This is a genomic window from Clostridium celatum, from assembly GCF_021412605.1.
Taxonomy (GTDB): Bacteria; Bacillota; Clostridia; order Clostridiales; family Clostridiaceae; genus Clostridium; species Clostridium celatum.
The window spans coordinates 76,456-91,679 of record NZ_JAJKGM010000010.1 but is presented as its reverse complement, the minus strand read 5'-3'; the positions used below and the strand labels follow the sequence as shown (position 1 = coordinate 91,679).

15 protein-coding genes are annotated in these 15,224 nt (G+C 27.9%); 1 reads left to right on the top strand and 14 read right to left on the bottom strand.

Annotated elements, in window-relative coordinates; genetic code table 11:
• Positions 1–364 precede the first annotated feature (364 nt).
• From LPC13_RS06670 to LPC13_RS06655, 5 genes are all read right to left on the bottom strand, one after another.
• The gene (locus LPC13_RS06670; RefSeq protein ID WP_234088709.1) at positions 365–1,444 is read right to left on the bottom strand and encodes a M28 family metallopeptidase; all 1,080 of its coding nucleotides are present in this window, start codon (positions 1,442–1,444) and stop codon (positions 365–367) included.
• 256 nt (positions 1,445–1,700) lie between these two features.
• The gene (locus LPC13_RS06665; protein ID WP_195244204.1) at positions 1,701–2,627 is read right to left on the bottom strand and encodes a DNA-3-methyladenine glycosylase family protein; all 927 of its coding nucleotides are present in this window, start codon (positions 2,625–2,627) and stop codon (positions 1,701–1,703) included.
• 171 nt (positions 2,628–2,798) lie between these two features.
• Positions 2,799–3,710, bottom strand: a complete 912-nt coding sequence (locus LPC13_RS06660) for an MSCRAMM family protein (protein WP_195244203.1) — start codon at positions 3,708–3,710, stop codon at positions 2,799–2,801.
• A 130-nt stretch (positions 3,711–3,840) separates the two neighbouring features.
• A complete protein-coding gene (locus LPC13_RS16955; protein WP_005210929.1) occupies positions 3,841–3,975 on the bottom strand; it encodes a hypothetical protein in 135 nt (44 codons plus the stop codon).
• 210 nt (positions 3,976–4,185) lie between these two features.
• Entirely contained in the window at positions 4,186–4,533 is a 348-nt protein-coding gene (locus LPC13_RS06655) for a carbohydrate binding domain-containing protein (RefSeq protein WP_005210931.1), read from the bottom strand.
• Here LPC13_RS06655 and LPC13_RS06650 point away from each other — a divergent pair.
• Entirely contained in the window at positions 4,520–4,687 is a 168-nt protein-coding gene (locus LPC13_RS06650) for a hypothetical protein (protein WP_234088708.1), read from the top strand. The two genes, LPC13_RS06655 and LPC13_RS06650, sit on opposite strands and share 14 nt — an antisense overlap.
• A gap of 204 nt (positions 4,688–4,891) precedes the next feature.
• On the opposite strand, the gene LPC13_RS06645 is transcribed toward LPC13_RS06650, so the two are convergent.
• The 9 genes from LPC13_RS06645 to LPC13_RS06605 all read right to left on the bottom strand — a co-directional run bounded on the left by LPC13_RS06645 (position 4,892) and on the right by LPC13_RS06605 (position 15,211).
• Positions 4,892–5,317: a C-GCAxxG-C-C family (seleno)protein gene (locus LPC13_RS06645; RefSeq protein WP_005210933.1), complete on the bottom strand. Its 426-nt coding sequence runs from the start codon at positions 5,315–5,317 to the stop codon at positions 4,892–4,894.
• A gap of 45 nt (positions 5,318–5,362) precedes the next feature.
• Complete coding sequence (locus tag LPC13_RS06640; protein ID WP_005210935.1) at positions 5,363–5,746, bottom strand: PH domain-containing protein; 384 nt, start codon at positions 5,744–5,746, stop codon at positions 5,363–5,365.
• Positions 5,747–6,160: 414 nt separating this feature from the next.
• On the bottom strand, positions 6,161–7,009 hold the full coding sequence (locus LPC13_RS06635) for a 3-hydroxybutyryl-CoA dehydrogenase (protein WP_195244200.1): 849 nt from the start codon (positions 7,007–7,009) through the stop codon (positions 6,161–6,163).
• A 323-nt stretch (positions 7,010–7,332) separates the two neighbouring features.
• Positions 7,333–8,355, bottom strand: a complete 1,023-nt coding sequence (locus LPC13_RS06630; protein WP_005210942.1) for an electron transfer flavoprotein subunit alpha/FixB family protein — start codon at positions 8,353–8,355, stop codon at positions 7,333–7,335.
• Between the two features lie 22 nt (positions 8,356–8,377).
• A complete protein-coding gene (locus LPC13_RS06625; protein ID WP_005210943.1) occupies positions 8,378–9,157 on the bottom strand; it encodes an electron transfer flavoprotein subunit beta/FixA family protein in 780 nt (259 codons plus the stop codon).
• 16 nt (positions 9,158–9,173) lie between these two features.
• The gene (locus tag LPC13_RS06620; RefSeq protein WP_040418685.1) at positions 9,174–10,313 is read right to left on the bottom strand and encodes an acyl-CoA dehydrogenase; all 1,140 of its coding nucleotides are present in this window, start codon (positions 10,311–10,313) and stop codon (positions 9,174–9,176) included.
• Positions 10,314–10,471: 158 nt separating this feature from the next.
• A complete protein-coding gene (locus LPC13_RS06615) occupies positions 10,472–11,281 on the bottom strand; it encodes a short-chain-enoyl-CoA hydratase (protein WP_005210946.1) in 810 nt (269 codons plus the stop codon).
• Between the two features lie 372 nt (positions 11,282–11,653).
• Positions 11,654–12,289 carry a redox-sensing transcriptional repressor Rex gene (locus LPC13_RS06610; RefSeq protein ID WP_005210947.1) on the bottom strand — a complete coding sequence of 212 codons (636 nt, stop codon included), beginning with the start codon at positions 12,287–12,289 and terminating at the stop codon, positions 11,654–11,656.
• Positions 12,290–12,727: 438 nt separating this feature from the next.
• Positions 12,728–15,211, bottom strand: a complete 2,484-nt coding sequence (locus tag LPC13_RS06605) for a heavy metal translocating P-type ATPase (RefSeq protein WP_195244199.1) — start codon at positions 15,209–15,211, stop codon at positions 12,728–12,730.
• Between the last annotated feature and the right edge of the window lie 13 nt (positions 15,212–15,224).

Here is a 15,224-nt window from a genome sequence, read left to right as displayed (position 1 = left end):
TAAACTTATATAATTTTCAAAGAGCGAGCAATTCTATGAAAAATCAAGCTATTTTTTCATATCAGCTTAACAGATTCTATTAAATATAATTTTTATTATGTATTACCAAATCAAGATTTTAATTAAGATAATACTAGCACTCTTTTATTTTATAACGTATTTGCAGTTATTGTCAATTTATTACATTTTTATCATAATTACTTTTTTTGCAATAACAAAGTTGTCATTAAATATAATTTTCTTGGTTAAATTAACAATACCTAATAAGAATTGCTATATGAATTTTTATCTTTATATATTGAAATTAATAAAATCCTAATGTATAAAAAAAAATTTAAATACATTAGGATTTTTACCTATAAATTTAATATATTTTTGAATCTGATTCTATTATAAATTCTACTAAAACATCTTTTATTTCATTTATTAATTCAACATCAATAATTTCCATACTATCATTGGTAGTATGAACTACATCTGAAATTCCACATTGACCTATTATTAATGATGCGCTATCATACTTGCTAAATACTGCATGATCACTAGTTCCTACTATTCTTCCATCTTCATTCATTGCATATGGCACCATTTCATAATTAACATCATTTTTATCTAAAACATCAATAAAATCATTATATAATTCTTGTGATCGTTCAACATTATTTTCAACGGCCAAACCACCTTCATCTTTAATGCCAATACAATCAATATTTATGTTATACCATTTATCATAATTATCCTTAAATTCTTGAACAAATGCCATACTCCCTATTAGTCCTAACTCTTCTGCATTAAATGCTGCAAATATAATATCATGAGCTGGCTTTTTATTTTTATAGTATTTAGCCAAATCCTTTGCACTTTCAAGTAGTGTAGATACTCCAGATGCATTATCTACAGCACCTTGAAGCTTAGTATTTTGAGCATTATTTAATATTATATGGTCAAAATGAGCTGATATTACTACTGCATTTTTATTATCTTCACCCTTTATAACGCCTATTACATTCTTAACATCTGTATTATTAGGAACTCCTAGCTGATTTAACAACTCTCCTCTCATTCCTCTAACATCATGATAATAGTCACCATTGTTAAAAGGTTGTAATCCAATAGCTTCAAAGTAATTTTTTATAAATTTCATAGCCTTTATATTTTCTTCTGTTCCTACTTTTCTTGATAAATATGTATAACAAGTAAGTTGCTCCATAATTCCCTCAATATTTAATTCATATGCATTAGCGCCATCCTTAAAAGTTGTGGAATCTTCGTCTAAAGATTCTATCTCTTCACTTATTACTTCTTCAGCTACTAATTTATTTTCACTCTCTATATTACTATTCTTTCCTAATTTATCTTTATCATAAAACTTATATCCTGATAAAATTAAACTTAAAACTAATATACTTGATAAAATACTTATTATTTTATTTTTAATATTCATGCTTACCTCCTATTCTAAATTGCTTTTATACCATTAATTTACATTATAGATGTTTGATTATACTCCGTCTATATAATTTGAATTATTATCCAAACTACTATAATCTAACTATTTTTATATTATGTAATATAGTTAGAATTTATTTAATTATTGATTAAATAAAAAATGTGAGATTATTAAACCTCACATTTTTAAATATTTAAACTTATATCAAATTTTCTAATTCATATATTAATTAAATTATATTCAAGTCTTTTTACTCTTCAATCTTTATATTGTTTTCTCTTGCATAATAAAAAAGATATTGCTGAGCAAGTCCTGATAGTTCTCCAAATTTTTCTCTACCAAAAACTCTAATTTTATTTAAAGAAACATCAGGTGCTAAGTAAAAATGAATCATTGCTCTTTTTATCCAAACATCAACCGGAAATGCTGAATGTTTGCCCATTGAAAATAACATTATACAATCTGCAACTTTAGCTCCTACACCCATAAAGTTTTGAAGCGCCTTGTGGCATTCATCACTTGGTAATGATTTTATATAATCAAGATCAAACTGTCTTAATTCTTCTGTTAATTCTCCTTTTTGCTTTGCTTCAATAGCTGCATTTACATTTCCAATAGTATCAACTATATATTTACTTCTAAAAGATGCTCCTGTTTCTTTAATTTCATCTAATGTAGCTTTTTTTAATTGTTCAGGAGTTGGAAAAGCGTAATATATATTTCCCTTATACTCTAACTTATCTCCCCATTTTTCTGAAATCTTTTTAATAGTCTTCATTATTGATGGAATACTGTTTCTAGCAGATATTATAAAACTTATTAATATTTCAAAAGGATCTTGATTTAATATTCTGATTCCATAACCAAATTCCACACTCTTTCTTAGCAATTCATCTTTTGATAATTCTTCTTTAATTACTCCATAATCTCTATCTAAATCAAAATAAGATTTCCATATTTCATTAAAATCTTTCATGTTTGTGTTATATATTATAACTTTGTTTCCTTCTTGAACTACTTCTATTACTCTTCTAAACGCAACTATTATGTAATTTGTATCAGTTATTCTTTCCCATCTAAAGCATTGTCCACACTCAAGAATTTGTTTTATATTAAAGTCTTTTACATCCTCTATTATTATTGAATTTTGTTGTTCTACTACATTTGTGTAATTCATTTTTCACCTCTCCTATATAATAAAAGTATAGCTATAATATTATAACCATACTTTTACTATATATTATTATTTATTTGTGTATTCATTATACCTATTAATTATTTTTAATTAATAATTATTATCTTTAATTTTATATTAAACAATCATTCTTTTCAATATTATAATAAGTTATTAATAACTTTTATTAGATATATTTTTAGGTCTATAAAAACCAACAAATGCCGTTTCAATATCTTTATTCTTTAGATTTATTTTTATACTATTACTTATAGGATTTGCCTTAGATCCATAATAAGTTTTCCTAGGTTTGCAAACCTTTAATCCTTCTATACATTCAAATTCTATTCTATATCTTCCCGGAGCTAAATTATCAAATTCAAAATATCCATTAAAAAATTTATTCTTACCTGTTACTGTTAAATCAATAAGCTCATTTTTTTCATTATAGATTTTCATTATTATATTATTTATCCCACTATCAACATTTTCATAACTACAGTTCCTATTGTAATCCCAAAATACTACCCCTAATATTTTAAATAACTTTCTAAGACCTACAATAATATTTATTCCTTCCTTATTATTATAAATTCTATCAGATATAAGTGTTTTAGGACTAATATTTGAATACTCTCCCTTTTCTAATAAACCATATCCATTTGGAACCTTTATTCTTATATAATATTTATTTAATTCTATATCCTTAAACTCATAATATCCATTGGAATCTGTTAATTGTATTCTAAATGGTTTTTTTAAATTATCATAGGTATATAGTTCTACCTGTATATTTTCCAAATAAATATCTCCTTTATCTTTAACATTGTCATTATTAATATCCAAATATACAACTCCACTTATTGGATAACTTTCTTTTTCTATAGCCTTTTGTTTTTTATTTTGTCTACAATTACTATTGTTTTTTATACCTTTACTATTATTTTTTGTAGCTTTTTTTTTATTTTCATTTATATTTTTTTTATCTATATTATTTCTACTTACTTCTCCTATAATTGATGGTTCAAAAGATATTTTAGAATCAGAATCAGAAATGATATTACTTGAAAAATTTATTATTGCCATTTTTCCTCCTATTAAAAATTAAATATGATGTATATAATACTACTTTTTTTAATCTTTAATATAAATTATTATTTAATAAATATTAATAGTAATAGAGCAAATAGCTATAAACTATTTATCCTATTAATTTTTAAATTATTTCAACACAGTCTATACCTAAATATCCAGCTGTACCTTGATCTTTACCTGTAATAGTCATTCTGATAGTAAATTCTCCATCAGAAGGAATTTCAAATTGCCATAATCCCCATCTGTTTTGATACACATTAGTTTTTAAATCTATACTATCTATTAGAGTGTCTCCTGAATCAAAAAGCTCTACTTTTGCTATCTCAATTTGTCCTGGTACACTGATTTGTGCATACCCTTGAATCCTTTTTCCTTCACATGATTCAAAGCTTTGTTCAATATAAAGTTCATCATCAGAATTTGATTGTAAAAGTGCAAAATAGTCTCCACATTCTGCTGTAGGAATTCAACCTCCATTAGTTGTTACTGTAGCAGTTGCCTCTTCTGATTCACCTTCTACATTCCATCCATCAAAATTTTGTGTTTCAAAACTTCCATTTACTATTTCTTCACTTACACAATCATCCGGACATTGAGGACAAGCTGGAAACTCTATTTGGAATAACATTGAAACACAGCATATATAATGGCAAGGTATATCAAAATATGGAGTTGCTTCTCCATCATCTACTTTTTTTCTTAATTGAAGCGTATAATTTCCTGGTTCAAAAATATGACATCTTTCTACTTGATAATCTGTACCGTTATCACTAACAACCCAAAGTTCATAATCTTCTCCAATGCATAAGCTCATTAATTTTAGGCGAATTGGATCTTGTATCTCTAAAGTATCTTCAACAGATGGATTTTCATTAGCTTCATCATTTTCACATGTTATTTCACCATCATTTCCAAATACTAATACAAAACTAATATCATCACCTTTTCCGACTGTAGGATTTCCTTGATCATCATTAGGATTTTCAATATGAAAATATTTTTCACGCCATAACTTTACTTCTGCAAGAACAGGAATATTTATAATTATCTTGTTTCAAAAAAATAATATGTAAATATACTTTCAAATTATTCTCTTCTCAATAAATAAAAAAACCAGCAGGTCATATTTTAAATATTCCTACTGGCTTTATTATTAAGTTTAATTCATATCTCTATCTATATACTGTATATTTATCTTTATTTTTATATATTATATCATCCAAAGTTATTGCTGCCACTTCCATCATTTTAATACATCTATTTTCTGTATCCTTATAATGCATTTCTTTTAATGGAATACAATCAATTGCTCCTAATTTTTTATTAAATTCATTGATAAATTTAATTGTCATTTCTTTAACTTGAGGACTAGCATGTCCTCTATCTTTAGTAAACATAATACCAAGTACTGCAATACATCCTGTAATAGCTCCACAAACAGACCCTATTCCCATTCCACCACCAAATGCTGACATTGATTTTATAGCTACTTTAGGTAATCCTAAATCATATTCCTCATTTGCAGCAGTTAACATACACTCTGCACAATTTAAATCATACTTCTTATCATAATATTTTTTCATAGTTTCAACTAACACTTTATAAAAACACCTCTTATTAATTAAACTTTTGTTTTCACTTATTTACATTGTTACATAATTATTTATAACATCAAATACCTTCTTAAGTAACAAATCCATATTTTTCCCTTTTAAAAATTTCATTTCAACTTCTATTCCACCAGTTAAAAATAATTTTATTTCAGAATCCATATCAAAATGACCTGCTGTTTCTATTGCATAAGTAACTATTTTACTATATGGAACTGCATAATATTCCACCTTTTTACCAGTAATCCCTTGTTTATCGCATAACAATATTTTTTTATCAGTAAATAATGCTACATCTCTAACTGTTTTTACTGCAAATAATGGTTGTTCATATTGTCCAACAAATCCAATTAAGTGTTTTGGAATATCAGTTTCCCCATAAAAGTTAAAAATCTTTTTATTTCCTATTTGCTCCATGACTTTCCTCCTAAATTTATTTACATTACTTTTAAAACTTTTATTTTAATAATTTTTGAATTCAACTCTTTATAATAATATAATTCAATTATAGTATACTTTTGATATTTTTTTCTTGTACAACTGCAATAAATATATAGTTTTATAATAATTCTTATTACATTTCTTTTCTCTTTTATTTTATAGTAAAAATAAAAGAAGATAACCACCCGTCGATAGTTACCTTCCTCTATTAAAATAAAGCTCAAAAATTAAATTTTCTTTTCAAATATATTATTATTTCTCTTCAAATATTATTTTAAATTAATATAGTAAAAACTTTTTATTAATTCTTTTCTTTTTATAAACTTGTATTATTAACCTTGAAATACTTTAAAAAAATATTTCTTTCTTAATTTTATATACTTAAATAAATTAAGCGTTATAGTTATAGAATCCTCTTCCAGTCTTTCTACCTAACCATCCAGCTCTAACATATTTTCTTAATGTACTGCTAGCTCTGTATTTAGTATCACCAGTTTCATTATATAAAACATCCATTATTGCTAAACAAACATCTAATCCTATTAAATCTCCTAAAGCTAAAGGTCCCATTGGATGGTTTGCACCAAATTTCATAGCTGTATCTATGTCTTCAACTGATGCAATTCCTTCTTGAAGAATAAATGAAGCTTCATTAATCATTGGGATAAGTATTCTATTAACTACAAATCCTGGAGCTTCTGCAACTTCTACTGGTTCTTTTCCAATAGCTAAAGATAATTCTTTTACAGCATCAAAAGTTTCTTGAGATGTTGCCATTCCTCTAATAATTTCAACTAGCTTCATAACTGGAGCAGGGTTAAAGAAATGCATTCCTATAACCTTATCTGGTCTCTTAGTAGCTGATGCAACTTCTGTTATTGATAAAGAAGATGTATTTGAAGCTAAAATAGTTTCTGGCTTACAAATAGAATCTAATTCAGCGAATATTTCTTTTTTTATTTTCATGTTTTCAATTGCAGCTTCAACAACTAAATCACAATCTGCAGCTAAAGACATATCAGTTGTTCCTGAAATTCTAGATAATATATCTTCTTTAGTTTCTTCAGTCATCTTTCCTTTAGCTACTTGCTTAGATAAACCTTTATTGATTCCTGCAATTCCTCTTTCAACAAATTCATCTTTAATATCTCTAACTATAACTTGATAACCCTTTTGAGCAAAAGCTTGAACTATTCCAGCACCCATAGTTCCAGCACCTAAAACAAATATCTTTTCCATATTTTAACCCTCACTTTATACTATAATTCTCAATTTCTATACTCATACATTTTTATATTATTTATATGAATAGATTACTACTTTAAAATTAAACATAATTCATACACTAAAAGATTTTATTCACAATTATTAAAAATATTATAACTAATTTTCCACAAGCACTGTTTATAAAATAAAACTCCTAGGCTGTTTTACTTTATAATACATTAATCATAATTGGCCTTTTATAACTGCTTACTTATAAATTTATATTATTTCACTTTAATTTGTTATTAGAAGCTCTATTTCTGAGTTTCTTTTTTAAAATCCTATAGTCTTTTAAATTATACTAATACTTCTACGGCAGCTTCATTCATTGCATTTAATTTATTGATCATTTCTGGTAATACTTTATTTATATCTCCAACAATTGCATAATCTGCAACTTTCATTATTGGAGCTGTTTCATCTTTATTTATAGCAATAATCACATCTGATTCTTGCATACCTGCTACGTGTTGAATTGCCCCTGAAATACCACACGCAATATAAATTGTTGGTCTTACAGTTTTACCAGTTTGTCCAACTTGGTAATCTCTTTCAATCCATCCTTTATCAACAGCACCTCTTGATGCTCCAACTACACCACCTAAAATATCAGCTAATTGTTGTAAAAGTGCAAAGTTTTCTTTACTTCCAACACCCCTACCACCAGCAACAATAACTTTAGCTTCTCCAATATCAACTATGTCTTTATTTGCTTTTACTACTTCTAAAACTGTAGTTCTAATATCAGTTAATTCTAAGCTTACAGAAACATTTTCTATATTAAAGTTTTCTCTTTTTTCGTTAACTTTAGAGAACACTCCTGGTCTTACTGTAGCCATTTGTGGTCTATGATCTGGGCAAGCAATAGTTGCCATTAAGTTACCACCAAATGCAGGTCTTGTTGCAAGTAAATCACCATTTGTAACATCTACAGCTAAAGAAGTACAGTCAGCAGTTAATCCTGTTGAAAGTCTAGCTGCAACTCTTGGACCTAAATCTCTTCCAATGAAAGTTGCCCCAATAAATAATATTCCTGGTTTTCTTTCATTAGCTAACTCACAAATAACTTTTGTATATCCATCAGTTGTATACTTTTCTAATAATTCATGTTCAGCAACTAATACTTCATCAGCACCATGTTCACCTAAAATGTCTGCTAAAGCTGATACATTATTCCCTAATAATACAGCTGTTAAATTAACTCCTAATTCATCAGCTAGTCTTCTACCTTCTCCTAATATTTCTAAAGAAACCTTTTGTAATTCACCATTTCTTTGTTCAGCGAATACCCAAACGCCTTTATAATCTGCTATATTCATCGTAAATACCCTCCTACTACCTTTAGATGTAATGTTTTTCTTTTAATTTTCCTAAAACATATGCTACTGCTTCTGGAGCTGATTCTTTAACGATTTCTCCTGCGCCTTTAGCTTCTTTAGTCATTGATTTCTTAACCTTTGTTGGAGAACCTTTTAATCCTAATTCTTCAGCTGGTACGTTAAGATCTGCTGCAGTCATAACTTTTACTTCTTTATCTACTGTATCAAAGATATATTGAACATTCATATATCTTGGATGATTTAATTCTTCAATAGCTGTTAAAAGTACTGGAGTTTGAACTTTTATTAATTCATATCCATCTTCTAAAGCTCTGTTTATTACTAATCCATTTTCTTCAACTTCAACACCTTGTACATATGTTACTTGAGGTACATTTAAGTGTTCTGCTATTTCTGGACCAACTTGTGCAGTATCTCCATCAATGGCTTGTCTTCCAGCAAATATTATGTCATATTCTAACTCTTTAATTGCTGATGCAATTGTTTTTGAAGTTGCTAATGTATCAGCTCCTCCAAATGCTCTATCTGTTAAAAGAATAGCTTCATCAGCTCCCATACATAAAGCTTCTCTTAATGCATTTTTAGCTTGTGGAGGTCCCATGCTAATTACAGTCACGTGCGCTCCATGATTTTCTTTTAATTGTAATGCAGCTTCTAAAGCATGCTTATCTTCTGGATTTATTATTGAAGGAACACCATCTCTTATAAGAGTCCCTGTTTTTGGATCTATCTTTACAGCTGTTGTATCTGGTACTTGTTTTACACAAACTACTATCTTCATTATTAATGCCTCCCTATTATCTTAATGCAGCGCCTGCAATAACCATCTTTTGAACTTCTGAAGTTCCTTCATAGATTTCAGTTATCTTAGCATCTCTCATCATTCTTTCAACTGGATATTCCTTAGTATATCCATATCCGCCATGTATTTGAACAGCCTTAGTTGTTACATCCATAGCAACTTCAGCAGCAAATAATTTTGCCTTAGCCGCATCTACTGAATATGGAAGCTTATTTTGTTTAAGCCATGCAGCTTTGTAAACTAATAATTTAGCTGCTTCAATTTTTGTTTCCATTTCAGCAATCATCCATTGTAATCCTTGGAATGCTGATAATGATCTACCGAATTGCTTTCTTTCCTTCATATATTTAACAGCTTCTTCATAAGCTCCTTCTGCAATACCTAATGCTTGAGCAGCTATACCAATTCTTCCTCCATCAAGAGTTTTCATTGCTATACCAAATCCTTTACCTTCTTTACCTATTAAGTTTTCTTTTGGTACTACACAGTTTTCAAATATAAGTTCAGTAGTAGAAGATGCTCTAATTCCTAGCTTGTCTTCTTTCTTTCCAATTGAGAATCCTGGGAAGTCTTTTTCAACTATGAAAGCAGATATCCCTCTAGTTCCTTGTTTTTTATCAGTCATAGCAAATACTATGAAAGTATCTGCAACTCCACCATTTGTTATGAATATTTTAGAACCATTTAATATATAGTTATCGCCTTCTAAAACAGCTGTTGTTTGTTGTCCTGCAGCATCTGTACCTGCACCTGGTTCTGTTAAACCAAAAGCACCTATCTTTTCACCTTTTGCAAGTGGTACTAAATATTTCTCCTTTTGAGCCGGAGTTCCATTTTCATATATTAATGAAGCACAAAGTGAAGTATGAGCTGAAACTATAACTCCATGTGTTCCACAAACTTTTGATAATTCTTCAACAGTGATAATATATGATAATACATCTCCGCCAGCGCCACCTAATTCCTTAGGAAATGGTATACCCATCATGCCTAGCTTAGCCATTTTTTCTACATTTTCCATTGGAAATCTTTCTGTTTCATCAATTTCAGCAGCTATTGGTTTTACTTCATTAACTGCAAATTCTCTAACCATTTGTCTTACTAACTCTTGTTCTCTAGTTAATCCAAAATTCATTGCTTTTTTACCTCCCTGCAATACCCTTATTGTGTAAATATATATACACAACTTACTTATATATTTGAATAAATCAGTAGTCTTTAGCTTGTACTTAGTAGTTTAAGATGAAATATCCAAACCCTTAACCCTAACCTCTAACTGCTAATTATTAATCCCTAATTATTTTTAAAGTTCTTTGCTCTTCTTTCTAAGAAAGCTGTCATTCCTTCAACTTGATCTTCTGAGTCAAAGCATTTACCAAAGTCTTCTGCCTCAATCTCTATAGCTTTATCCATATCTACCTGCATTCCTCTATTAATTGCATCTTTACAAAGCTTTACTGCAATTGGAGCATTAGCATTTATAGCTGCTGCCATTTTCTTAGCTTCATCCATTAAATTTTCTAACGGAACAACCTTATTAACTAATCCAATTCTTAAAGCTTCTTCAGCATTAATCATTGCACAAGTATAAATTAATTCTTTAGCTTTACCTAGTCCAACTATTCTTGGTAATCTTTGGGTTCCTCCAAATCCTGGAGTAATTCCAAGCCCTGCTTCCGGTTGAGCAAATTTTGCCTTTTCTGATGCAATTCTTATATCACATGCCATAGCAAGTTCACAACCTCCACCTAATGCAAATCCTGAAATTGCAGCTATTACAGGTTTATTTAAAGTTTCTAATCTTCTAAATACTTTATTACCTAAAAGTCCAAACTCTTCTCCACCCTTAGAATCTAAATCTTTCATCTCAGCAATATCAGCCCCTGCAACAAAAGACTTTTCTCCTGCTCCTGTAAGTATCACACAATAAATATCGTTATCATTTTCTATATTAGTAATAGCAACATCTAAATCCTTTAAAGTGTCAGAGTTTAAAGCATTTAATGCTTTTGGTCTATTTATTGTTATAATTGCTAAATTCCCCTCTTTTTCAAGAGTTACATTTTTTAACTCTTCTTCTAAGATTACATTTTTAATTTCCATGATTCTTCCTCCCTTTTATACCCAAATTCATTTATACCCTATAATTCTTTGTTAATTATGTAACAAATAAATCAAAAAAAATAACTCATAATCTCATCTTTGGTTAGAAGATTCTGAATAATCTTAACCTACTTATAATTATAATAGCTAAATTTAGCATTTGCAATTAATATTTTCTTTTTTAGTATATTAATTCTTTATTTTCAATTTTTTTCTTGGAATACGTTTACTATTATCTCTTTTTTCCCTTTATTTTCTTTTGTATAATAAATAACAATTTAAATATTAAATTACACATTAAAAACGTATAATAGACTTAAATTTTAATAATAAAAAAAATAGCATACATCTTAAATCATGTATGCTATCATTTTACTTTTCATCTTTATTCATTAAATATACCAAAGTTAATAAACTTTCTGAAAGGTGTACATTCTCCACAGTAACATCACTTGGTACTGATAAATCTACAGGTGCAAAATTCCATATAGCTTTTACTCCACCCTTAACTAATATATCACTAACTTTTTGAGCATTTATTCTTGGAACACAAATTACTCCAATATCTATAGTATTACTTTCTAAATACTGTGCTAATGTATCAATATCGTTTATTTCTACATCTCTAATTTTCATTCCTACAAGCTTAGGATTTGCATCAAATATAGCCTCTATTGATAATCCATCATCAGAAAATCTTCCATAGTTTGCAATTGCTTGCCCTAAGTTACCTGCTCCAACTATTACTCCTTTATAATCCTTATCTAATCCTAAAATTAAACTAATTTGTTTATATAATTCTTTTACATTGTACCCATAACCTTGTTGACCAAAATCTCCAAAATTATTTAAATCCTGTCTTATTTGAGATGCAGTAAATCCTATTTTTTCTCCCAATTCTTTGGAAGAAATTCTATCTACTTCATTTCTCATCAACTCTTTCAAATATCTATGGTATTTTGGTAATCTTTTAATTACTGCCATAGAAACATTTTTTTTCTTCTCCATAGTATATGAATCTCCTTATTCTTTTAAAAATTCTCTATTTTACCAACCTAACACTTTGATAATATAATAACATACTTTTTATTTTAATTCTATATTTACAAATATGATTTAAAATTTTTAAATACTTATATAATTTAAATTAAAACTCATTTTTAATTTAAATTTAATTTTATTAACTTTTAACTTAAAAATATTTTATTTCAATTTATATATTTTTTCAATGCTTACTTTCATCTCAAACTTATTTTTGCCTAAAAATAGAGACTTATGTATAACGTAGCAGATCCGTTATACATAAGTCTCATTTAAATGCAAAGTTAGATTCTACAATCTAACTTTATACAAGAGTCAAAGCTGATCTTGTATGCTACACCCTTATGCCTTAAAAATGTTCTCGACTTAAATTATTATAATTAACATAATATATTTTGTCAATATTTATCGAATGATTCTCATTGAATTTAATACTGCTATTAAGGTTACTCCAACATCTGCAAATACAGCTGCCCACATGTTTGTTAAACCTAAAACAACTAATATCATTACTGCAATCTTAACCCCTAGTGAAAAAATTATATTTTGCCATAATATTTTACTTGTTCTTTTTGAAACTTGTATAGAATCAACTAATGAATAAATATTATCTTGCATTAATACAACATCAGCAGCCTCAATTGCTGCATCTGAACCAACGCCACCCATAGCAACTCCAATGTCAGCTCTCGCTAATACTGGTGCATCGTTTATTCCATCACCAACAAATACTACTTTTCCTTTTGTATCACTTCTATTTAATAACTCTTCAACTTTCCCAACCTTATCTCCAGGTAATAACTCTGAATATACTTCATCTATTCCTATATTCTTAGCTACCTCTTCTGCAACTAATTTATTATCTCCAGTAAGCATTACTGTCTTTTTAATCCCTGCTGATTTTAATGACTTTAAAGCTTCTTTTACATTTTCTTTTATCTCATCAGATATAACTATATTCCCTTTATATAATCCATTAATAGCAACATGTACTATAGTTCCAATGGATTTTTTTTCTTCATAGTTTATATTATAAGATTTCATTAGCTTACTATTTCCAATTAGTACGTTATTATCCCTTATACTAGCTTCTATACCATATCCGGAAATTTCTTTATAATTCTTTATCTCTTCTTTATTTATATCTTTTCCATAAGCTTGTATTATTGATTTTGCAATAGGATGATTAGAGTGACTTTCTCCAATTGCAGTAATCTCTAAAAGCTCACTTTCACTTATATTTTCTGTATTTATTTCAGTTACTTTAAACACACCTTTTGTTAAAGTTCCGGTTTTATCAAAAACCACTACTTCACTTTCTTTAAGTGCTTCTAGATAATTTCCTCCTTTAACTAGTATACCTTTTTTAGATGCAGCCCCTATTCCAGAGAAAAATCCTAAAGGAATTGATACCACTAAAGCACATGGACAGGATACTACTAATATGGATAATGCTTTATAAATCCATTCTGAAAATGTAGCATCTTTTAGTATTAATGGTGGTATTATTGCTACAACTATAGCTACTATAACTACTATTGGAGTATATACCTTTGCAAATTTTGTTATAAACTTTTCTGTTGGTGCTTTTTTATTTGAAGCATTCTCAACTAATTCTAATATTCTTGCTACGGTTGATTCACCATATTCTTTATTTACCTTAACCTTTAATACTCCATTGGTATTTATAGCTCCAGATAATATTTCATTTCCTTCTTTAATTTCTCTTGGAACTGATTCACCTGTTAATGCAGCTGTATCTATAAAGCTTGTTCCTTCAATTACTACACCATCTAGAGGTATTCTTTCACCTGGCTTAACAATTATAATTTCATCGATATAAACATCCTCTGGTGAAACCTTTATTTCTTTATTATCTCTTAATACATTTGCATAATCTGCCCTTATATTCATAAGAGATGAAATTGATTTTCTAGATTTATTTACTGCATATCCTTGGAACATTTCTCCTACTTGGTAGAAAAGCATAACAGCCACTGCTTCTGGATATTCACCTATAAAAAATGCACCAATTGTAGCTATACTCATAAGGAAATTTTCATCAAATATTTCTCCTCTAGCTATATTTTTTATTGCAGTTAAAACTACATCTCCTCCTATGATCAAATAACTAGTTGCAAATAAAATTATTGATAATAAATTTCCATCCCCTTTAAATATTAATGCAATGACATACGCTACTATACCTATAATTAACCTTAAATTGTCTTTAATATAAAATAATAATTTATTATCTGTGCTCCCTGACATTGCTTTTATTTCAGAAGTATCATTATTAACTTTACATTTATTATCATTACATATACTATTATTTGCTTTCGTATTCTTATTGGTATAAATTTCTTCAACTACAACATTAGGTTCTAAATTTAAAACTATTTTTTTTATTTCATTTATCGTATCTTTCTTGTTATAGCCTTCTTTTATTTCTACATTTAATGTTGTTGTAGTAAAATTTAAAATTGCTTCTTTTACACCTTCTAATTTACTAGCTTTATTCTCAATTTTATTTGCACAATTTGCGCAATCTAATCCCTTTAGTTCTAATTTAAATTTTAATTCTTTGTTGTCATTATTATCTTCTAAATCACTACACTTAATATTTTTACATATCTCTTTACTACTATTTATTGTTTTATTTTGTTTTCTTTCCTTAACATTAACATGTGGCTCTAATTTGTTTACTATTTCTTTAATTTGATTTATTATTTCATCCTTCAGACTTTCTTCATGAATTTCTGCAGTTAAAACACTTGTTGAAAAATTCAAATTTGCTTCTTTAATTCCATTTAACTTACTTACTTTATCTTCAATTTTATTAGCACAATTAGCACAATTTAATCCTTCTAATTCTAGTTTTACTTCCAATTATATTCCCTCC